Consider the following 21675-nt stretch of genomic DNA (forward strand, 5'->3'; position numbering starts at 1 on the left):
GTGCTATGATACAAGAGAACTTCATTAAGATATACGAAAACAGTTTCAAGGAAAACTGGTCGTTACCCGCCTTAACAGATTACAGCAAGAATGTCACTTTTACATTTGAAGATGTTGCGAAGGAGATTGCACGCATCCATATTTTGTTTGAGGAATGCCAGATCCGCCGGGGAGACAAGATCGCCCTGATCGGAAAAGACAGTGCCCGCTGGTGTATTGTTTATATGGCAGCTGTGACCTATGGTGCGATCATAGTACCGATCCTGCAGGATTTTAATCCGAATGACGTGCATCATATTATCAACCATTCCGAATCGGTGTTCCTGTTTGTCAGCGACCGTATTTGGGATTCGTTGGAAGAAGATAAGATCGAAGAGATACGCGGTGTATTCTCTCTTTCCGATTTCCGTTGCCTGCATCAGCGTGACGGTGAAAGTATCCAGAAGCTGATGAAGTCGATGGATGAAAAGATGGAAGAGAAGTATCCGAACGGATTTTCCAAGAACGATATTAAATATGCGGAATTGGATAACGACAAGGTTGTCCTGCTGAACTATACTTCCGGTACGACCGGTTTCAGTAAAGGCGTTATGCTGACAGGCAACAACCTGGCCGGTAATGTGACTTATGCCAAGACACTGGATCTGATGTATCGGGGTGATCGTGAATTATGTTTCCTGCCGTTGGCGCATGCCTATAGTTGTGCTTTCAACTTCCTGGTACCGATGGCTGTCGGTGCACATGTTTATATGTTAGGAAAAGTACCTTCTCCGAAGATTTTGCTGAAAGCATTCGAAGAGGTGAAGCCGAACCTGATCCTGACCGTTCCGCTGATTCTGGAAAAGATCTATAAGAAAATGATTCTTCCCCAGTTGAGTAAGACAACGATGAAGCTGGCTCTGAATATCCCTTTGCTGGATTCCCGTATCTATGCACAAATCCGTAAACATCTGGTGGATGCTATGGGAGGCCGTTTCCGCGAGGTTATTGTCGGAGGAGCTGCCATGAACCAGGAAGTAAGTGATTTTCTGTATAAAATCAAGTTCCCGTTTACGATCGGTTACGGTATGACGGAATGCGGACCGCTGATCAGTTATGATAATAATCGCGAATATGTACTAGGTTCTTGCGGGCAGATACTGAAAGGTATTATGGAGGTACGTATCGATTCTGATGATCCGTATAATACGGTAGGGGAGATTCAGGTTCGTGGTGAGAACGTCATGAAAGGCTATTATAAGAATGAAGAAGCGACTAAAAATGTTTTTACCGAAGACGGCTGGCTTCATACCGGCGACCTGGGAACGATCGACCACGATAATCGTATCTTTATCCGTGGCCGCAGTAAGACAATGATCCTGGGTGCCAGCGGACAGAATATTTATCCGGAAGAGATTGAATCGAAGATAAACAACCTGCCTTTTGTCATGGAAAGTATCGTTATCGAAAAAAACGGTAAGTTGGTGGCTTTGGTTTATCCAGATTATGATACGGTGGACGGAACCGGTATTTCTCATACCGATCTGCCGGTCATTATGGAACAGAACCGGATTGAGTTGAACAAGCAACTGGCTTCCTATGAAGTGGTATCTGAAATACAGTTATACCCGACCGAGTTTGAGAAGACTCCGAAGAAAAGTATTAAAAGATATTTATACAGTAACTACTAATCTCTATTATTGTCTCTTGATTAACAGTCTCTTGCATTCGTTGCAAAAAATATTTGAAAAAAAAGTCTCTTATGTTGTACAACATATTTGATTAATACATACATTTGCATCGTTTTAAGACAAGAAGATATTATAGACCGTTTAAATTAAAGACAAAATGAAAAAGTTAGTTGCATTTGCTGCTATCGTTGCAGCCGTTTCTTTCACATCTTGTGGTAACAAATCTGCAGAATCAAATGCTGAAGTTGCTGAAACAGAAACTACAGTAGAAGAAACTCCTGCAGTTGTTGAAGAAGAAACAGTAACAGAAGAAGTTGCTCCTGCTGAAGGTGATTCAACTGCTGTTGCTACTGAAACAGAAGCTGCTCCTGCTGAATAATATTCAGTAAACAGTTAGAAGGACAGTCTGTATGCTTACACATACAGACTTTTTTTGTTTATAACGGTATATCAATATGAAAAGAAATCTACTCATTATCCCAGTTGTCGCGTTGTTCAGCCATGCGTTGTCATCCCAGAATCCGGTCGACATGAATCTGTTGTTACAAAATGTAGAAATACAGGGAAAGCGTTTTTCCGGTTTGAACGGGGGAGAGGTCAAACGTCTGCAGGTTGATAAGAACCTGAGTAGTGTGACGGGGACTGTCTCGGAAGCCTTTCGCCAGATGCCTTCGCTGGTCACTGATATTGAAGGGGGAGTGACTTATCGCGGTTCCAGTAAGGCGGGGATGCTGATCAACGGTATTCCTTACGGATTGCTGGAAGAATATAGCGGAGATGTCCTGATCCAGTTGCCTGCTTTGTTCTTCAACCGTATCTCCATGTCTGCCCTGCCCGACATCTTGCTGGTTCCCGACGGTGATGCCGGTGTACTGAATCTTTCTTCTGCCAACTATACGAAATCCGATTCTCCTTTGACGGTTACATTGGGGGCCGGGTTACAGGAACGGTATAATGTCGGTGCGGTCGTCAATCTGCATCCGGGTAAATTCCATATTGTCGGAAAATATAATTATCGTAAGGAATACCGTGAACGTTCATTCGATAAGACTACATGGACGGAGGCGGGTACAACCCTGATGAATAACAATGCGAAGGCACGTCCCGATGTTCATCTGGCGGATTTGAGCGTTGGTTACGATCTGACTTCAAATGACCTGCTGACGGTATATGGACTGTATCATTTAATGGATTACAGCCGTTATGGCGGGATCAATAATAAGGTCTTGAATCCGGACGGGACTGTGAAGAATCAGATGACGCGCCACCGTTACAACGACCAGCGTCAGGATGCTTATGCTGTGGAAGCGAGATGGAATCATCGTTTTGCCAATCCGCTGGACCAGTTGAGTGTGACATTCAATTACAATGATTTTAGTTACGACGAGGATAATCAGTATGAGAATGAAAAGCCGGGCACCGGAAATATCCTGAAGAAAGATAATATGTTCGCCAATCAGGACAAACATAATTATTATTTGTCTGCCGCATTCAGTAAATTGTTTACAAACGATTGGTATTTCAAAGCCGGTTATATCGGACGTATAAAAGATGAAAAGTACAGGACTGAGACGAACGATATCAGCCTGGATGACGATATCTGGACTCCGGTAGATAATAAGACATACGATTATTCTTTCAACCGGAATACTCATTTGCTGTATGCTTCTGTAGATAAGCGATGGAATCGTTTTTCAGCCGAGGCTGGTTTACAGGCGGAGATAAATGCACAGGAGTTTAAGACTTATGTCCCGGAAGTGGATAAGTCGGAGACTTCGGATTCGGAAAGAAGTCATACTCGTTTCCATCTCTATCCACGTGTGAAACTGTCTTTGCAAACCAGTAAATCCGGTAGCCTGTCGTTGAGTTATCTGCAACGGGTGATCCGTCCTTACGGAGCGGATCTGAATCCTTTCATTCAGTATGGCGACCCGACGCATTTGACACAGGGAAATCCTGACCTGAAAGATGAGTTCATTCATTCTTTGGAGTTGTCTTATTTATTGGTGGCGGATCGTTTCCGTTTCTCTCCGGCTATTTATTACCGGAATAAGTCAAACCGGATCATGGAAGTGGTGAATGATGAGTCTGTCTGGCAGAAAGAGAATATCGGACACAGCCAGTCATTCGGTTTTGAACTGTCCGGCAACTGGAATCCTATCCGTATACTGAATATCGGTTTCTCCGGAAATGTATATAAAGATGAGATTGACGGACGTACGGTCGGCTATGATGAAAAGAAATCGATGGTTTGTACGGATTGGAAGGGGAGTGTAAGTATTGCCATAACACCGACCACCGAGTTTCAGTTGGATGGTTTCTTTATTTCGGACCAGTTGACACCGCAGGGAAAAATAAAGAGCCACAGCAGTGTGAATGCCGGACTCTCGCAGTATTTTATGAATCGTAAATTACGTGCTAACTTAAGTATCAATAATATCTTCGACGGTCTGGAGGAGACAACGATTATCGATACGAGCAAAATGCATATGGAGCAAATCCGTAATCGGGATGCCCGGGTTACGTGGTTAACGCTTACTTATAGTTTATAATCAAAATAAATAAACCGGACGCAGATGTCGCAGAATACGCAGATTAACGCAGACTTATTTTATTGATAATTAATCTATCTGCGTTACTCAGCGCCCGTCTGCGACATCTTCGTCCGGTAAATATCGTCTTTTGACATACCTTCTTGTTTTCATTTTATATCGTATCCTTTTTCTTTTTGGGTATATAAAGTATCAAACGAATAGACTGATCGTAAGTAAAGTAGCTCCATACCCATTCTATCAGTACCATCAACTTATTCTTGATCCCCAAGATAGAACGTAAATGAACCAGCATCCACACCATCCAGGCAATAAACCCTTGTAACTTCAGCTTTTTTAGATCGGCGACAGCTTTGTTGCGTCCTACGGTTGCCAGTGTTCCGAGATTTATGTAATGGAAGGCTTTCAATGTTTTTCCCGATTCCAGGCGTTTGAGGTTATCTGCAAGCAGACTTCCCTGCTGGATAGCTACCTGGGCTACTTGCGGATGGCCGTTCGGGTATTCTTCTTCTGTCTGGAAACAAACATCGCCGATAGCAAATACGTTTGTCATCCCTGGCATCTGGTTAAATTCATTGACTGTGATCCGGCCACCCCGGTTCAATGCTTCTTTATCGATATGATCAAAATGCGTGGCGGTTACACCACTGACCCAAACGAGGGTTTTGGTTGTGATAGTGGAGTTGTCATCCAGTATGACTTTTCCATCCTGATAGTCTGTTACCCGTTTATTCAGTATGATGTTTACGCCCATCTCTTTCAGGAATTTCTCTGCGTTCTCGGATGCTTCGGTAGACATTACTCCAAGTAGCCTGGGAGAACCTTCTATCAAATAGATATTCATATCCGACTGTTTCAGGTCCGGATAATCCTTCGGCATAACGAATCTTTTCATTTCAGCCAGTACTCCGGAAACTTCTACGCCAGTGGCTCCACCACCAACGATAACCACATTCATCAGTGCTTGTTTTTCTTCCGGGTCGGTAGAGATTGTAGCCTTTTCAAAGTTGGAAAGCAGGGTGTTCCTTAGTTCAAGAGCTTCCTGAATCGTTTTCATCGGTAATGCTTTTTCTTCAATATTCTTGTTACCGAAGAAGTTGGTGATGGTACCGGAGGCTATCACCAGATAGTCGTAGCTCAGTTCACCGATCGATGTCTCGATCAGGTTTCGTTCGGTGATAACGGCTTTCACTTCTGCCATTCGGAAGTAGAAGTCTTTTTGTTTCTGGAATATCTTTCGGAAAGGAAATATGATTGATCCCGGCTCCAGACCGGATGATGCTACCTGATACAATAAGGGGGGGAACTGATGGAAATTGTTCTTGTCAATCAAGACTACCTGGAAGTTGCTTCCTTTCAGTTTATTGGCCAGCTTTAATCCCCCAAAACCACCACCAATAATAACAACCCTTTTCTTATCTGTTTTTGCAATGTTGAAGCCCATGATGTTCTATTTTATGTTTTATAATAGAACAATCGGATGGGGGAATAAGTTTGTCTGAAACGATTGAGAATGAGCGGTAGATGCAACAAAGTGCAACCATTTACTCTTTTGGCTGCACTTCGTCTTATAGGTAATTAAAGGAATTTATTTAGTTAAATATCCCGGATTTTGATTGATACCAAAGTAGGTTTCTCTTTCCGGTATCGGGAATATCTTTTGATAGGTTTCAATATTCAGTTTACTTTCTGCCAGATTGTTCCTTTTCAAATAAGCAAAGTAAGAGAAGAATCCTTTTAATTCTTCTTCCCAAGTAGTAGTCAGGGCTGTCTCTACATTATCTGTATTTATGCTTTCTTTGCCTCGTTTATTTCTGACAGTATTAATGAGGTCGGTTGCTTTACTTTTATTACCTGTATGAATTTCACATTCGGCAGCTGACAATACAATATCCGTGTAGGTGAAAACCGGAAGACGATCACTTTTGAGTATTAGATTGCAATAATCGCTATTGCCATCTTGAATCAATGAGAATATGAGTTCTTGGCTGTTGGAACCACATGCTTTTTCTCTGGAAGGTTCAATATTGTAATCTCCATTATTAATGATATCGTTTAACAATCCGAGTGCCTTTGTATATTCTCCAGTTTGTATATACATTTTTGCTAATACAGCTCTGGGGGTATCTTTAGATACGAATATTAGATTATTATTTTTCTTTGCAGGGAATAATTCAATACACCGTAATAACTGATCTTCAAATAGAGCGAATAAATCTTTTTCTTTCATTTGATTTATGGGAGCATCTATTCCGTTGTCTTTTACATAGGGAACGTTACTCCATAGGATTGCTAACTGGTAATAAACTATTGCTTCCAGATTTGTAAATGCGGCCAGACCTAATTCTACATTATTTTGTTCGGACAATTGTTTATATGTGCGCATGATAGGAAGTGCTTTGTATGCTAGTTCCCATGCTTGGGCAACTGTTGAATTGTATGAGTCCAGTTCATGGTTAAAGAACACTTCCCAGGCTTTATTTTCATAATTATTGAAACTTTGTGAATAGAACGCTTCCATCAAATAGTTTTGATAGAAGGAATTACGCATTCCCAATAGAATATTAGCATAAAGATTTTTTACATCATTGCTGGCAATTTCTTTATTAAAGTCACCTTCTTGTGCGATGCATAAAGTAGCACTGGTCTGTTCATCCAAGCTGGTGATAATGACATTATCAGTTGTCATTAAAATTGATTTGGCCGGTTCTATGGTTAACTCCAGGTAGTCATTATCGGAAATCGTACTCTTGAATTCCGGTTTCCGGAGTCCCCAATCATAAGTTCCTTCTGATATATTATCCATTTTAAATACTTTGTATTTTATCTGGCTGTTAACCTTCACTTTGAATATACCACCCTCTTTTCCTACTTTAAGCGTATCCATTTCAAAGCTTAGATCTTTGTTTCCGACTCCAAATTCATTGCCGGCTATTCCATCTCTATCCCAATCAATAAAATAAGACAGATCGGGAACATTTACATCCTTATTTAAGGATTTATACCGTTCCACGATGTTGTTTGCAATAGAAGTAACATTCAATTGTGTACTTTTATCCCATATATCTTCCTTATGTTGGTCAGATAGTTTTCCATCAACTTTAAGATCTTCGCTAATACTAGCCATATATTCTGTTAGTTTAGCCTCTGATTTGCCATTTAATAATGTTGCAGATACGACTATTAAAGCTCCTGATTCATTTGTCCCGGCTGTGATAGAATATGTATTGAATTCTTTCTCTGCATATTTTTGAAGTCCAAAACTTGTTAATAATTCCTTTTGAACCTGTGTGTTAGCTTCTTTATAAGAAAGTTTATCTTGTTTAATCAGTTGTATCAGTCGGTCTTTTTTCAGATGGGTCAGGATATTGATGTTTATAGATGTACCATCGGAAAGGTCTGATAGAGCTTGAAGAGTGATTTGGCCGTTTGACAGGTCACCATTGACTTCATTAAAGAAATATCCTTCAGCTTTAAGCAAAACATACGGAGATTCCAAAGTAATATTGTTTAGGTTGAAATTCCCTTCGTCATCTATAATCGTTGTTGTGAAACTTCTTCCGGTTGGAGATAACGACTCGTTCAGTTCTTGTATGTCTACAGTAGAACCTTTTACGAATGGACCTTTCTCTACTTTACCTTGAATATTCCATTCACGGGGTTTGTTGTTTTTTTCATCATCAGAACAACTAAAGAAGAATGTCAGCACAATTAATAGGCTAAGAATGTTTGTTCTTGTCATAATTTGTTTTTAATATAGGTAAACGTTTGTTTTTTAATACACTGGTAAAATAAACGAAATAAAATCACATACATTATATAATATCTGATAATTAACACTTTGGAACTGATTATTTGTTTACAGAGACAAGGTGTTTCCTGAAGCCTTCTGAGTAATCTGTGCGGAAATCCCCATTCTCGTCGGCATAAATGAACAGATATTCCAGTTCCGGATGCTGTTGCAGGATTTTGTGGGCTTCTTCCCGGCCCATGGCCATGAAAGCTGTTGCGTAGGCGTCGGCTGTCATGCAATCGGCAGCAACGATGGTGGCACTGAGGATCGGTTGACCTGCCGGATAACCGGTTCGGGGATCGATGGTGTGGGCGTATTTCTTTCCGTCTTTGATATAGAAATTACGATAGTCACCGGAAGTGGCAAGGCCATGACGACCACATAACTGTACGATTTCCTGTAACTCCTGGTTGACACCCATCGGATCGTCGGTAGGTTTGGTGATACCGATACGCCAACACTCTCCTTTAGGGTTGACTCCTTTGACTGTCGTTTCACCGCCTATGTCGATCATGTAATTTTCAATACCTTTACTATCGAACAGCCGGGCAATGACCTCGCAACTGCAACCGTCTCCCAATGAAGAACAATTCAGCAGGATGCGTGGATCATCCTTGATTACTTTCTTTCCTTCCAAACGTATTTTCTGATATCCGACAAAAGCACGTATGCTATCTATCATCGCAGGTGTGACACTGTCATTTTTGCTGAACCCGAATCCCCAAAGATTGATGAAAGGGGCACAAGTAATATCATAAATGCCATTGGTTTGTTCGGATACTTCCTTTGCTTTGTTGAATACCTCCACAAAAAGATCGTCCACTTCTATGTCTTTATTCCTGTTGACCTGAGAAATGACTGAGGTAGAATCGAACGGGTTGAGGCAATGGTAATAACGTTGAAGTTCTGCATGGATCTCATCTTCCAGCGACTCGGTATAACAGAATTGAATCTGATAAGGAGTGTGAAGTATTCCTGCTACTTTAAAATACTGTTCAGGTTGTTTGCAACCGATTAATAAGGAGATGATGAAAAAAGACAGACCAGCTGGAAGTAAGTAGGAATGTTTCATGCTTTAGTTGAGATAAATTATGTTCCGGATATAGCCAGCTACCTCGGTCTTTGTTCGCTTTATCCGGCAGGTTGTGTTTATTAGGTCCAATTATTTATTCATATCACAGTTGTGAAACACAAGAAACTCATCTGTGAAACAGACGGAATCCAACTGTGATATGAAAGAAATCCAGTTGTGAAACGAAATAGAGACTTCGTTTTTAGGGTTATAATCCCATCAATATCTTTTTCAGTACCGTCTGTGCCGAAATTTCGCGATTGGCGGCTTCCGGGATCACGATGCTTTGCGGGCTTTCGATCACGTCGTCGGTAACGATCATGTTACGGCGAACCGGCAGACAGTGCATGAAATAAGCATTGTTGGTCAGTGCCATCTTTTCCGTATCGACAGTCCAGGCACGATCTTTACTTAATACCTGACCGTAGTTAGGATCGGTATAAGCGGCCCAGTTTTTGGCATAGATAAAGTCTGCACCTTCGAAGGCTTTCTTCTGATCGTATTCCACACGGGCATTGCCTACGAACTTAGGATCCAGTTCGTAGCCCTCCGGATGGGTAATCACAAATTCATAATCCGTCGCATTCATCCATTCGGCAAAACTGTTGGGGACAGCCTGCGGAAGAGACTTGGGATGCGGAGCCCAAGTCATAACCACCTTCGGACGGGCTGTTTTCTTATATTCCTCGATTGTGATCAGGTCGGCAAAACTTTGTAGCGGATGGCGGGTAGCCGCTTCCATACTGAATACCGGACGACCGGAGTACTTGATAAATTCAGAGATGATCTTTTCGTTGTAATCGTCTTCCTTGTTTTCGAAGCGGGCGAAAGAACGCACACCGATGATGTCGCAGTAGCAACCCATGACCGGAATAGCTTCCAGCAGGTGTTCCGGTTTGTCTCCATCCATGATGACGCCGCGTTCGGTTTCCAGTTTCCACGCACCCTGGTTCACGTCGAGAACCATCGTGTTCATCCCCAGATTCATCGCAGCCTTCTGGGTAGAGAGGCGCGTACGCAGGCTGGAGTTGAAGAATATCATTAACAGCGTCTTGTTCTTGCCAAGTTCTGTGAACTGAAAGCGGTCTTTCTTGATCTCGAAAGCTTCGTTAAGCGCCTGCTTCAGGTCGCCTAAATCCTGTACACAAGTGAAATGTCTCATATTATTAATTTAATGATGGATACAAAAATAGGTATTATTTTCGTATTTGCCCGTTTCCTTCGATAATGTATTTATAAGTCGTCAGTTCCGGTAAAGCCATCGGTCCGCGGGCATGTAACTTCTGGGTGCTGATACCGATTTCTGCCCCGAAACCGAACTGTGCGCCGTCGGTGAAAGCGGTCGATACGTTGGCATAGACACAGGCGGCATCTACCTGTTGCTGGAACAGGCGGATAGCTTCGAATGATTCGCTGACGATGCTTTCGCTATGTTTAGAACTGTAACAGGCAATATGTTCCAGTGCTTCTTCGAGCGATGCTACGGTACGGATACTCATCTTGTAGTCGAGGAACTCGGTACCGAAGCTGTCTTCGTTGGCAGGTTGCAGCAGTGCTGGCGGGTATTGTCCCGACAAAGCTGCGAAAGCCAGCTCGTCCGCATAGATCGTGACATCGCTCTCTTTCAGTTTATCGCAGATAAAAGGAAGATCGTTGAGCCGTTCCTGATGGATGATCAGACAATCCAATGCATTGCAAACGCTTACCCGGCGGGTCTTGGCGTTGTTTACGATGGCTTGTCCCTTTTCTTTATCTCCATCTTTGTCAAAATAAGTATGGCAGATACCGGCTCCTGTTTCGATAACCGGCACGCGGGCATTGTCGCGCACGAAATTGATCAGCGAACTGCTGCCACGGGGAATGATAAGGTCTACCAGGCCGACGGCATTCAACAGTTCCGTTGTCGCTTCTCGTTCGGGAGGTAATAAAGTACAAACGGCCGGGTCGATGCCGTGGCGTTCCAACACGGTATGGATGATAGTAACCAATGCATGATTGGAGTCGTCTGCATCAGAACCACCTTTTAGTACACAGGCGTTTGCACTTTTGAAGCATAGAGAGAAAACATCGAATGTGACATTCGGACGTGCTTCGTAGATAACGCCTATCACTCCGAATGGCACCGATACTTTACGGATTGCCATGCCGTTCGGGCGGATGGCTTCACTGATCACATTGCCGAGCGGCGAGGGGAGTGAGGCTACGTTCCGCATGTCTCCGGCAATACCGGCTAGGCGATCGGTGGTCAGTTTCAAACGGTCGTATTTGGGATTGGCCGGGTCCATACGGGCCAGGTCTTTCTCGTTGGCCGTAAGAACTTCCGCCTGTCTGTTTATCAGTTCGTCAGCTGTATCGGTCAGGATACGGTTTATAGCCTCGTCGCTTAACGTGATAAGTTGACGGGATGCGGTAACGCTTTGCTTTAATAACTCTGTTATATTTGTTGACATATTATTTCCTGATATTATCTTTTCCCATGATTAAACATACCTATTAATTAATCCAGATATAAGTAATCGTAGTGAACAAGCGGTTTCAAATCACGTTGACCGATCAGACCAGTAGCTTCCCGGCTGTCGTATCCGGCACAACCGACTCCGATCTGTTCACCTTCTTCATTAATGATCTTTACGATATCATTCTTTTCGAAGTCCCCGATGATAGCGGTAACGCCCACCAACAACAGGCTGGTAGCCTTGTTTCCGGTTAAGGCCTCTTCCGTACCCTGATTGATGTGTATCTCTCCTTTGGCGAAACCTTCAGAGTGAGCGATCCATTTCTTTACGCTGCTGACTGGTTTGGATGCCGGTATGAAACGTGTACATACGGTCTGGCTGCTTTTTGCCAATAACGAAGGCAGGATATTTTCTTTTTTGCCATTAGCAATAATCACGGTGATTCCTTCGTCAGCTACTTTCTGCGCGATAGTACATTTCGTCAGCATTCCGCCACGTCCGAAAGATGATTTGCTGGTTTGTACATATTCTGAAAGATCCTGTTTACCACCGTCAATCTCCCGGATGACCGTTGCTGTCGGATCGGCAGGATTACCGTTATAGATACCGTCGATATTACTCAGGATAATAAGCGCATCCATCCCCATCATGGTAGCGATCAGGCCGGATAGTTCATCATTATCGGTAAACATCAGTTCGGTAACGGATATTGTATCGTTCTCATTGACGATAGGAATCACTTTGTTGTCGAGCATCACCTCCATGCAATGTTTCTGGTTGAGGTAATGCGTGCGGCTACCGAAGTTCTCCTTTGTGGTGAGAACCTGGCCGCAAGCGATCTTATGTTCGCGGAATAACTCAAAGTAGCGGTTGATCAGCTTGGCTTGACCTACTGCTGAATAGAGTTGGCGGGCAGAGACGGCATCGAGCTTCTTACCGGGTTTCACCTCGCTTCTTCCGGAGGCTACTGCTCCGGAAGATATTAATACCACTTCTACTCCGTTGCGGTGTAACTCCGCAACCTGATCAACCAATGCCGACATACGGGTGACGTCGAGTGAGCCATCCTTTCTTGTCAATACATTACTTCCTATCTTTACTGCTATCCGTGTAAACTGATATGTCATTTTCGTGTAATCTTCTATTTTTTATCTTTATCCCTGATTTCCACACGGCGGATTTTACCGCTGATGGTTTTAGGTAATTCTTCGACAAATTCTACTACACGAGGGTACTTATATGGAGCGGTAACGCGCTTAACATGATCCTGTAATTCTTTGATCAATGCTTCGCCCGCTCTCTCCTTGTAATCCTTCGCCAGTACAATCGTAGCTTTTACCACCTGTCCGCGAATTTCATCAGGTACACCTGTGATCGCACATTCGACAACAGCAGGGTGTGTCATCAGTGCACTTTCCACTTCGAACGGGCCGATGCGGTAACCGGAGCTTTTGATCACATCGTCGGCACGACCGACAAACCACAGATAACCGTCTTCATCACGCCAGGCAACGTCGCCCGTATAATACATGCCGTCGTGCCAGGCTTCATGAGTAAGCTCGGCATCGCGATAATATTCTTTGAACAGACCGATCGGTTTGCCCTGAGTCGTATGAATAACGATTTGTCCCTGTTCTCCATCTTCTGCGCGGGTTCCGTCCGGACGGATCAGGTCTACATCGTATTGCGGGTTAGGTACCCCCATAGAACCTGGTTTCGGCTCCATCCATGGGAATGTAGCAACAGTCAGTGTTGTTTCCGTCTGACCGAATCCTTCCATTAATTTAATGTCGGTGAGTTTATAGAATGCTTCGAATACGGCAGGGTTCAGTGCTTCACCGGCAATCGTACAATATTGCAGGGAAGACAGATCGTATTTCGTCATATCTTCACGGATCAGGAAACGGAAGATCGTAGGAGGTGCACACAAAGAGGTGATCTTGTAATCCTGGATCATTTGTAACATATCGGCAGGAGTGAACTTCTCGTGATCGTAAACGAATACGGTTGCTCCGGCAATCCATTGTCCGTATAGTTTTCCCCAAACGGCTTTCCCCCAGCCGGTGTCGGCGATGGTGAGGTGAAGGCTGTCACGGTGCAGGTTGTGCCAGAAACTACCGGTTACGATATGTCCCAGCGGATAAGTGAAATCGTGTGCCACCATTTTCGGATTACCTGTCGTTCCGGAGGTAAAATACATCAATGAAATGTCATCATTGCTGTTCGGGTGAGACGGGCGTATGAATGGTGCGGCATTTTCGATCCCTTTATGGAAATCTTCGAAACCTTCCGGTATTTCCGGACCTACGGAAACTAATTTCTCAATAGTCGGAGATTCCGGCAGTGCATCGATAATATGTTTGGTGATAATATCTTCGCCGGCACAAACGATCATTTTTATATCGGCAGCGTTATTACGATAGACAATATCCTTTTTTGTCAGCAGGTGAGTTGCCGGAATGACTACGGCTCCTAGCTTATGTAGTGCGATGATCGAAAACCAAAATTCGTAACGACGTTTCAGGATCAACATGACCATGTCGCCGTGCCCGATTCCTAAAGACTGGAAATAGGCAGCCGTCTGATCAGTATATTTCTTCAGTTCGGCAAAAGTGAAATCAATATGTTCACTCTGGTCGTTTGTCCAGCACAAGGCTTTTTTGTCGGGTTCTTCTGCAGCCCAAGCATCTACCACGTCATATCCGAAGTTGAAATTTTCGGGTACTTTTATTTTGAAGTTATTTATAAAATCTTCCTGCGACGTAAAGGTCGTCTGATCTAAGAATCTTTCTAACATGACTTTTTAATTTATAAAATGATAGCCAGAAAACTGACCTTCTCTCCATCCAACGCTTTCATACCATGAGGCAGTTCGGAATTAAAATATATACTGTCTCCTTCTTCCAGGATCAAATCTTTGTTATTGATCTGCAGGAGCATGCGGCCCTTTAATACCAGATTATATTCCTGTCCGGGATGCGAATTCAGATAAATAGGCTCATCTTCCGGTTTCGGATGAACAGTAACCATGAACGGATCGGCTTTACGTCCGACAAATCCGGCAGCCAGCGATTGGTATTTGTAGGCTTTGGTGCGTTCAACAGCGATACCTTTACCTTTACGAGTAATAAAATAAGAACTCATTTTAGGTTCGTCGCCAAACATCAAGGTAGTAAGTTCTACACCGTATGCCTGTGAAATCTGATGTAAAAGGCTGACTGAAATATCGACTGTGCCGCTTTCCAGTTCCAGGTATTGCTCTGTGGTCAGGTTACAGACCTTGGCGATCTCTTCAGGAGTAATCTCCAGTGCGTCCCGCAATCCGGCCAGACGCTCAGCTATCTGTTTTATCTGTTCGTTCATCTCCGTAGATTATTAATATATTTATGTTGCCCCAAAGATATGAATAAAAAGCAAAATGACTAGAAAAATGGGGGATAGAATGTTATTTGGATATTTCCTTTGGAAAAGAGATTGTTAAATCTTATATTTGCTTTGAAGTTCAAGCGGTAACGCTTTCTTTACGATAATATTACCTTGAATCAGACTAATAAAGAGTATAATGGGGAGAAATTTTTTTCATGTTTACCTGATTGTTGTTACATGTAGGATATTCATTCTTTTTTTGTATAAAGTACAGAATAAATGTCTAGGGTATATAAATTGTACTCGTTCAACGAATATAACTGAAGTATCTCCCGAAGATCAGCTTGTATATGATACAGTGTGCAAAAGGATTAATAATTTCCTGATAAATGAAAAACACTTTCAGGATAAAAATATAAATATAGTAGTAATGGCACATCAGTGCCATATCAGGAAAGATTTGGTGAATAAAACATTGAAAGCCAAATATGATTTAACTTTTTCAAATTATCTTAGAGAAAAGCGTATTAAATACGCGTGTACTTTATTACTTGATCCATCCAATATGAAGATAGACGTGATTTCAGATGCTTCTGGATTTAAAACAACACGAACTTTTGTCAGGAGTTTTAGGTCTGTGAAAAATGTATCTCCGACCGAATACCGGCATCTTCAAGTATTCAAAAGAAATATGTTTTGTTGACAAATTGTTGACAGACCTGTCGTTTTCGGGTTTGGCATGTGACAAAAATGGCTTTGTCCTTTCTGTATCTTGCTTTTTCTTGTCTGCGTGGAATTTTTGTTATTCATTTGCTGGAAAGAAAAGGTTTAAGAGTTTGATACAAATAATGAAGTGTTAATATACCTTGACTATGAAGAAGAGAAAGAAGAAGTGATTCTTCTTTGGGTAGTCCGATAAAGACGTTTGTCGGACTACTTTTTCTAAAATATTAGTGGGCTATGATTAAGTTTACGTATTTTGTTTGGAGAGAGTTGATCAACTTTATTTTTCCATAGTTTTTTGGTTAGTAATAAGGAAGTCCCGGCTTGTGAAAGTCGGGACTTTTGCATATAAAAAAAGGATAACCTTTCGATTATCCTTTTCTTGAGAGCGGAAGACGGGACTCAAACCCGCGACCCTCAGCTTGGAAGGCTAATGCTCTATCAACTGAGCTACTTCCGCAATTTTAATTGCTTTTGAAAAGTTAGTGGGCAGTGATGGATTCGAACCACCGAAGTCGAAAGACAGCTGAGTTACAGTCAGCCCCATTTGGCCACTCTGGTAACTGCCCCTATTATTTTCAATTGCGATGCAAAGGTACGATTATTTTTGAAACCTGCAAGCGTTTAGTCAGAAAAATGAATCATTTTTAATGCAGTCACTGCTGCTTCATCCCCTTTATTTCCGTACTTACCGCCTGCTCGGTCTTCCGATTGCTGCATGTTGTCAGTAGTTAACAGACCGAAAATGAACGGAATATCATACATCAGATTTAACTCGGTAATACCTTGTGTAACGCCTGAACAAACATAGTCGAAATGGGGAGTATCGCCTCTGACAACGCATCCCAGAACGATCACGGCATTTACATCTTTTGTTTCAGCCATACGTTTGGCTCCGAAAGTCAGTTCAAAACTACCCGGTACACGTTTGACATATATGTTTTCCGGTTTTACACCATGTTTTTCCAGCGTGTTACAGGCACCTTCCAGTAGTTTTTCTGTGATGTGCTTATTCCACTCTGCGACTACAATACCGAATGTCATTTCTGAGCCGTCCGGAACGCTGTTGAAGTCGTAATCTGATAAATTTTGATAAGCTGTAGCCATAACTCTATATTTAAAATAAAAGGATGCCTTTTTTGATGAGACATCCTCTTATATAGTTTATATCGTATGATTATATTATTTAGCAGCAGAAGCACGGGCGATATATTTATCGATATCGGCAGCTTCCATTGAGTTGAAATATTTTTCTTTAATCGTAGTATATGCTTTAACAGCATCACTGTACTGTTTCTGGTTTTCGTAAGCAATACCTGCTTTTTTCAGATAAACCGGACTGATCACTTCGTTGTCTGCTTTCTTGGCTGCTTTTTCGAAATAGCTGATACCTTCTTTTATATTACCCATATTTACGTAGCAGTCACCGATCAAACCTATAATAGCCGGAGAAATCATGTTGTCATCTCCGCTGAATGATTTCAGTTTATCAATAGCCTTTTCCGTATCGCCCATTTTGAAATAGCAGATACCTGCATAGGCTTTTGCCAGATTACCGGAAGTTGTGCTTCCATATTGATCAATGATTCCTTCAAAGCCGTCGAAATCAGCTCCATTGCCGTTCAATGCCAGATTGAAAGAGTCTTTAGCGAAATACTGTTCTCCTTTAAATATAGCAGCGGCTGCTTTCTTTTCCTGAGGAATCAAATAACCGTGTTTAATTCCCAGAACAGCTCCAACAACAAGTGCGATAGCTATAATTCCGTAAATGATCTTTTTTGAATTGTTTTCAATGAACTGTTCCGATCTCGAAACAATCTCTTCTACTTCTAACTCCTTGTTGGTGTCTTTTCCCTTAGTAGCCATAATGTGTTATAGTTATTTATTATTTTATCTACAGATTTATGCCAATGGCAATTCAAAGCGCAAAAGTAGTTTTTTTTACTGATATAATCTATACTTAGAAGTATATTTTTTAATTTTGTACGATTAATAAAGTACAGATGATACTCAGAAAGCTTTCTATTCTCAACTACAAAAATATTCTTCAGGCGGAAGTTGTTTTCTCCCCGAAAATGAATTGTTTCTTTGGAAATAACGGGATGGGGAAAACGAACCTGTTGGACGTGATCCATTATCTTTCGTTTTGTAAGAGTCATATAAATACTCTTGACAGTCAGATCATCAACAATGATCAGGAGATGTGTGTGATCCAGGGAGAGTATGATTACGAAGGGAGGGCGGAGGATATTTTCTGTGCTATCCGTCGCCGTCAGCGAAAACAGTTCAAGCGGAATAAAAAGGAATATGAAAAATTGTCCGAACATATCGGACTATTGCCTTTAGTCATGGTTTCACCTGCTGATTCGGATTTGATCCGTGGCGGAAGTGACGAACGACGCCGATTTCTGGACCTGATCATTTCACAGCAGGACAAGCAATATCTGCATGCTCTGATACAGTATAACAAGGCGTTGCTTCAGCGTAATATGCTTCTTAAGAATCAAAGTACGGATGCCGCTTTGTATGAAGTATTGGAAATGCAGATGAGTATGTACGGAAAAATGGTTTTCGATAAGCGTCAATTACTGGTGGAGAGTTTTATTCCTATTTTCAATGAGTACTATCAGACTATTTGCCGTTCTACCGAACAGGTCGGATTACGCTATATTTCCCAGTTGGAGGATAGAGACTTGACAGAATCATTGGCTGCCAACAGGGAACGTGATCGTATCCTGGGATATACATCCAACGGCGTGCATAAAGATGAACTGGAAATGACACTGAATGAGCAGCTGATCCGCCGAGTAGGTTCTCAGGGACAGAACAAAACTTATCTGATTGCGCTAAAATTGGCCCAGTTCGCTTTTCTTAACCGAAAAGGCCAGACGACTCCCATTTTGCTTTTGGATGATATTTTTGATAAATTGGATGCGGCTCGTGTTGCCGAGATTATAAAACTGGTTAGCGGTGACAGTTTCGGACAAATATTTATAACTGATACCAACAGGAAATATCTGGATGAAATACTGCAAGCTATGAATCATGATTATGCCTTGTTCAGGGTAGAACAGGGTGAGGTGCAACCTATGGAGGATCGTGTATGAAACGGCGGAACACACAAGCTATCGGTGAAGTCCTGAGAGATTTCTTTGAAGATAATACGGAACTTTATGAAAAGATTCTGGAGATTCGGGTGGAACGTGCCTGGAAAGAGGTGCTCGGACCGATGGTTATGCAATATACCCGTAATATATATGTACGCGATCATATATTATATGTATCGCTGACTTCTTCCGTATTAAGGAGTGAGCTTACTTTATGCCGCGAAAGGTTGGTGAAGAGCTTGAATGAATATGCTGGTGCTACTGTTATTCATGATATAATTATCCGGTAATAACTTCTTTTTCTGTAATGATCATATCCATTTTTTTGTCGAAAGGTTCAACCGGGATCATTTCCTGTAACTGAAAATCGAAACAGATTCCAATTTTAGGTGCTTGTAAAGTGGATAATAACCGGTCGTAATATCCTTTTCCGCGTCCCATGCGGTTCAATTGGCGGTCGAATGCCACACCGGGAACAACGATCAGATCAATATCCGTTTCAGGAATAGTCGTTTCCTGATCGGCAGGTTCCAGAATGCCGAAAACTCCGGGTTTTAAGGAATCTATTCCTTCGTAAGGTAATAAACGAAGATCGTCGCCAACTACCAGTGGGAGGAGAAGTTGTTTTTTATCATACCATTTTTCGAGAAAAGTGGCTGTCTGAACTTCTCCGGGGATAGCGTTGTATAATGCGACACAAGAAGCCTGCCGGAAGAGTTCAGTCCCTTCCAGCTGCTTCAGTATTGTTCCAGAAAAATCAAGCAATGTAGTCTTCTCGTACGAACTCTTTAGAGAGGCTATGTATTTTCGAAGGTGTTGCTTGGATTCTTGCAATTCCTTTATCTGCATCTTTTTTCTCTAATGTAGGAATCGATTTTCCTTCGTTTATGATCTGAATGGCACGTAATAAAGTAGGGTCGTCTTTCAGGAAGATCGGATAGAATCCGGCTTCGTCGAAGAAATTCCGTACAATATACGCATGTAACTGGTTTTCGATCAGTTTGCCTGATATATTGATCAGGTTCGGACGTTTCTTGATGCCTTTGGATGCTGCAAAATTGGTGAAATCGTACAACAAAGGTTGAGATTGTAAATATTTGTACAGATCCTGATAATCCGTGAACGATGATAACTTTTCACGATTCTGATCAGAATATTCCAAAGCATACAGATAAAGCGTTCCGCTGTTAACAATGCTGGTGAAATAAGTAGTGATGCCGCTCGTATCACGCGGAATGAAGATATCCGGCATGATACCGCCACCGCCATAGACGGTTCGTCCGATCATGGTATGATATTTTTCCGTGTGTGTATTCTTGATACTGTCAGCTGAATCGAATTCACCATGAATGAAGCGATTATACAGATCCTGATCGTAGTCTGCGGAATCTCCCAATTTATAGTCTTTTTGAATACTTCGTCCTGAAGGCGTATAATACCGGGCAATCGTCAGTCTGATTTCTGAACCATCGCTTAGTTTGATGGGCGATTGTACCAACCCTTTTCCATAGGTACGGCGTCCGATGATCAATCCGCGGTCATTATCCTGGATCGCACCTGAGAAAATTTCACTGGCAGAAGCTGAAAATTCATCTGTCAGGACAACGATAGGAGTCTCTTTGCAAGTACCGGTACCATTGGTGTACACATCGTTTCTCGGGAATGCTTTACCTTCTGTGTAAACGATTAGCCGTCCTTCCGGCATAAATTCGTTAACCATATTGATAGCAGCATCCATATAGCCACCGGTATTTCCACGCAGGTCGATGACGAAAGAACTGCATCCCATTTCTTTCAGTTTGGCAATCGCTGTGATAAATTCGTTATAGGTTGTCCGTCCAAACTTACTAACTTTGATATAACCGATTCCTTTACTCACCTCATAAGAAACATCCACGGAATTAACCGGAACATCTCCGCGTGTCACATCGAAGTAAAGCAGGTCGGGAGCACCTCCACGTTTCACACCAAGTTTAACCGTACTGTTCTTCGCTCCGCGTAGTGTACGCATAATCTTTGCCTGGCTGGTGTTATTCCCGGAATAAATGGAGTCGTTGATCGTGATGATACGGTCGAACGGCAATAATCCAGCCTTTTCGGCCGGACCTTTAGGGATGACGCTGATCACCAGGATGGTATCTGTCTGCATATTGAATGAAACCCCGATGCCACTGAATGAACCTTCCAGGTCTTCGTTTACGATCGTTGCATCTTCGGCAGGGATATAAACGGAGTGGGGGTCTAGCTCACTGAATATTTTAGGTATTGTGCCTTCCACCAACTTACCCATATTCACAGTATCGACATACTGTTCATCGATAATATCGAGTATGGCATTTATTTTATTCCCGCTGGAAAACATCCGGCGTTTACCATGTTGGGTAAGAGAAAGATAGTTGTTCCCGATAAAGATACCGAGAGCAATACTAGCTGCAATGATAACAGGTAACCAAATAGTTAACCTTCTGTTTTTGTCCATAAAAACGTATATTTTATTCGTTTATATCAATATAATCTATGCTAATACCTGCACGTTGCAATAAATTGCATCCGTCTTCCATCCGATACTTCTCTGAATATACAACACGCTTAATACCTGATTGGATAATCAGTTTGGCGCATTCTATACAAGGTGCCGAAGTAACGTAGATTGTTGCCCCTTTGCTGCTGTTTGAAGATGCCGCCACTTTTGTTATGGCATTAGCTTCGGCATGTAACACATAGGGCTTGGTTACATTATTTTCATCTTCACAGATATTTTCAAAACCGGCAGGTGTCCCGTTGTATCCATCGGAAATAATCATTTGGTCCTTAACTATCAGTGCACCGACCTGTCGCCGTTTGCAATATGAATTTTCGGCCCAGACTGCGGCCATTCTCAGATAACGTTTATCTAATTCATATTGCTTTTCTGTTTTTTCGCACATTGTTTACCT

Annotated in this window: 19 protein-coding genes and 2 tRNA genes; 6 read left to right on the forward strand and 15 right to left on the reverse strand. The window is 42.3% G+C overall.

The features are described from left to right. Positions 1–5: 5 nt before the first annotated feature. The 3 genes from IEY67_RS14655 to IEY67_RS14665 all read left to right on the forward strand — a co-directional run bounded on the left by IEY67_RS14655 (position 6) and on the right by IEY67_RS14665 (position 4222). Positions 6–1670 (forward strand): AMP-binding protein, encoded by a 1665-nt coding sequence (locus IEY67_RS14655; RefSeq protein ID WP_183672111.1) that lies wholly within the window; start codon positions 6–8, stop codon positions 1668–1670. Between the two features lie 157 nt (positions 1671–1827). Next, a complete protein-coding gene (locus tag IEY67_RS14660) occupies positions 1828–2049 on the forward strand; it encodes a hypothetical protein (protein ID WP_028726975.1) in 222 nt (73 codons plus the stop codon). A gap of 76 nt (positions 2050–2125) precedes the next feature. After that, a complete protein-coding gene (locus IEY67_RS14665; protein ID WP_183672112.1) occupies positions 2126–4222 on the forward strand; it encodes an outer membrane beta-barrel family protein in 2097 nt (698 codons plus the stop codon). Between the two features lie 154 nt (positions 4223–4376). Here IEY67_RS14665 and IEY67_RS14670 read toward each other — a convergent pair whose 3' ends face one another. The 8 genes from IEY67_RS14670 to IEY67_RS14705 all read right to left on the reverse strand — a co-directional run bounded on the left by IEY67_RS14670 (position 4377) and on the right by IEY67_RS14705 (position 14906). Next, positions 4377–5666 (reverse strand): NAD(P)/FAD-dependent oxidoreductase, encoded by a 1290-nt coding sequence (locus IEY67_RS14670; protein WP_183672113.1) that lies wholly within the window; start codon positions 5664–5666, stop codon positions 4377–4379. Positions 5667–5810: 144 nt separating this feature from the next. Continuing rightward, positions 5811–7964, reverse strand: coding sequence for a RagB/SusD family nutrient uptake outer membrane protein (locus IEY67_RS14675; protein WP_183672114.1), 2154 nt, complete (start codon positions 7962–7964; stop codon positions 5811–5813). A gap of 109 nt (positions 7965–8073) precedes the next feature. Then, positions 8074–9087, reverse strand: coding sequence for an FAD:protein FMN transferase (locus IEY67_RS14680; RefSeq protein WP_183672115.1), 1014 nt, complete (start codon positions 9085–9087; stop codon positions 8074–8076). A gap of 208 nt (positions 9088–9295) precedes the next feature. After that, positions 9296–10249, reverse strand: coding sequence for an N-acetylornithine carbamoyltransferase (locus IEY67_RS14685; protein ID WP_075558714.1), 954 nt, complete (start codon positions 10247–10249; stop codon positions 9296–9298). A gap of 34 nt (positions 10250–10283) precedes the next feature. Beyond that, on the reverse strand, positions 10284–11537 hold the full coding sequence (locus tag IEY67_RS14690; protein ID WP_183672116.1) for a glutamate-5-semialdehyde dehydrogenase: 1254 nt from the start codon (positions 11535–11537) through the stop codon (positions 10284–10286). A gap of 47 nt (positions 11538–11584) precedes the next feature. Next, on the reverse strand, positions 11585–12670 hold the full coding sequence (gene proB, locus IEY67_RS14695) for a glutamate 5-kinase (RefSeq protein ID WP_183672117.1): 1086 nt from the start codon (positions 12668–12670) through the stop codon (positions 11585–11587). A gap of 14 nt (positions 12671–12684) precedes the next feature. Further along, entirely contained in the window at positions 12685–14340 is a 1656-nt protein-coding gene (locus IEY67_RS14700; RefSeq protein ID WP_183672118.1) for an AMP-binding protein, read from the reverse strand. Positions 14341–14351: 11 nt separating this feature from the next. Continuing rightward, positions 14352–14906: a helix-turn-helix domain-containing protein gene (locus IEY67_RS14705; RefSeq protein WP_122353822.1), complete on the reverse strand. Its 555-nt coding sequence runs from the start codon at positions 14904–14906 to the stop codon at positions 14352–14354. Between the two features lie 433 nt (positions 14907–15339). Between IEY67_RS14705 and IEY67_RS25430 the strand changes: the two genes are divergently transcribed. Next, positions 15340–15612: a helix-turn-helix domain-containing protein gene (locus tag IEY67_RS25430; protein WP_158607079.1), complete on the forward strand. Its 273-nt coding sequence runs from the start codon at positions 15340–15342 to the stop codon at positions 15610–15612. Between the two features lie 407 nt (positions 15613–16019). On the opposite strand, the gene IEY67_RS14715 is transcribed toward IEY67_RS25430, so the two are convergent. The 4 genes from IEY67_RS14715 to IEY67_RS14730 all read right to left on the reverse strand — a co-directional run bounded on the left by IEY67_RS14715 (position 16020) and on the right by IEY67_RS14730 (position 17498). Then, a tRNA-Gly gene (locus IEY67_RS14715) sits at positions 16020–16092 on the reverse strand. Positions 16093–16118: 26 nt separating this feature from the next. Then, a tRNA-Tyr gene (locus tag IEY67_RS14720) sits at positions 16119–16201 on the reverse strand. A 55-nt stretch (positions 16202–16256) separates the two neighbouring features. Further along, positions 16257–16739 carry a 6,7-dimethyl-8-ribityllumazine synthase gene (gene ribH, locus IEY67_RS14725; protein WP_122353820.1) on the reverse strand — a complete coding sequence of 161 codons (483 nt, stop codon included), beginning with the start codon at positions 16737–16739 and terminating at the stop codon, positions 16257–16259. Between the two features lie 75 nt (positions 16740–16814). After that, positions 16815–17498 carry a tetratricopeptide repeat protein gene (locus tag IEY67_RS14730; protein ID WP_122375033.1) on the reverse strand — a complete coding sequence of 228 codons (684 nt, stop codon included), beginning with the start codon at positions 17496–17498 and terminating at the stop codon, positions 16815–16817. 137 nt (positions 17499–17635) lie between these two features. Here IEY67_RS14730 and recF point away from each other — a divergent pair, with 137 nt between their 5' ends. Both recF and IEY67_RS14740 read left to right on the forward strand, forming a co-directional pair. Beyond that, positions 17636–18739, forward strand: a complete 1104-nt coding sequence (gene recF, locus IEY67_RS14735; protein ID WP_183672119.1) for a DNA replication/repair protein RecF — start codon at positions 17636–17638, stop codon at positions 18737–18739. Beyond that, positions 18736–19029, forward strand: a complete 294-nt coding sequence (locus tag IEY67_RS14740) for a DciA family protein (protein WP_122353817.1) — start codon at positions 18736–18738, stop codon at positions 19027–19029. Before recF ends, IEY67_RS14740 begins: the two co-directional genes overlap by 4 nt. Here IEY67_RS14740 and IEY67_RS14745 read toward each other — a convergent pair. Genes IEY67_RS14745 through IEY67_RS14755 form a run of 3 tightly spaced genes read right to left on the reverse strand, consistent with a single transcriptional unit; the run spans position 19019 to position 21666 of the window. After that, positions 19019–19540: a 5-formyltetrahydrofolate cyclo-ligase gene (locus IEY67_RS14745; RefSeq protein ID WP_229801086.1), complete on the reverse strand. Its 522-nt coding sequence runs from the start codon at positions 19538–19540 to the stop codon at positions 19019–19021. The genes IEY67_RS14740 and IEY67_RS14745 overlap by 11 nt on opposite strands. Then, positions 19497–21218, reverse strand: coding sequence for a S41 family peptidase (locus IEY67_RS14750; RefSeq protein WP_122353815.1), 1722 nt, complete (start codon positions 21216–21218; stop codon positions 19497–19499). Before IEY67_RS14750 ends, IEY67_RS14745 begins: the two co-directional genes overlap by 44 nt. Before the next feature lie 13 nt (positions 21219–21231). Further along, positions 21232–21666 (reverse strand): dCMP deaminase family protein, encoded by a 435-nt coding sequence (locus IEY67_RS14755; protein ID WP_122353814.1) that lies wholly within the window; start codon positions 21664–21666, stop codon positions 21232–21234. Between the last annotated feature and the right edge of the window lie 9 nt (positions 21667–21675).

It is taken from the genome of Parabacteroides faecis (genome assembly GCF_014647375.1).
Taxonomy (GTDB): Bacteria; Bacteroidota; Bacteroidia; order Bacteroidales; family Tannerellaceae; genus Parabacteroides; species Parabacteroides faecis.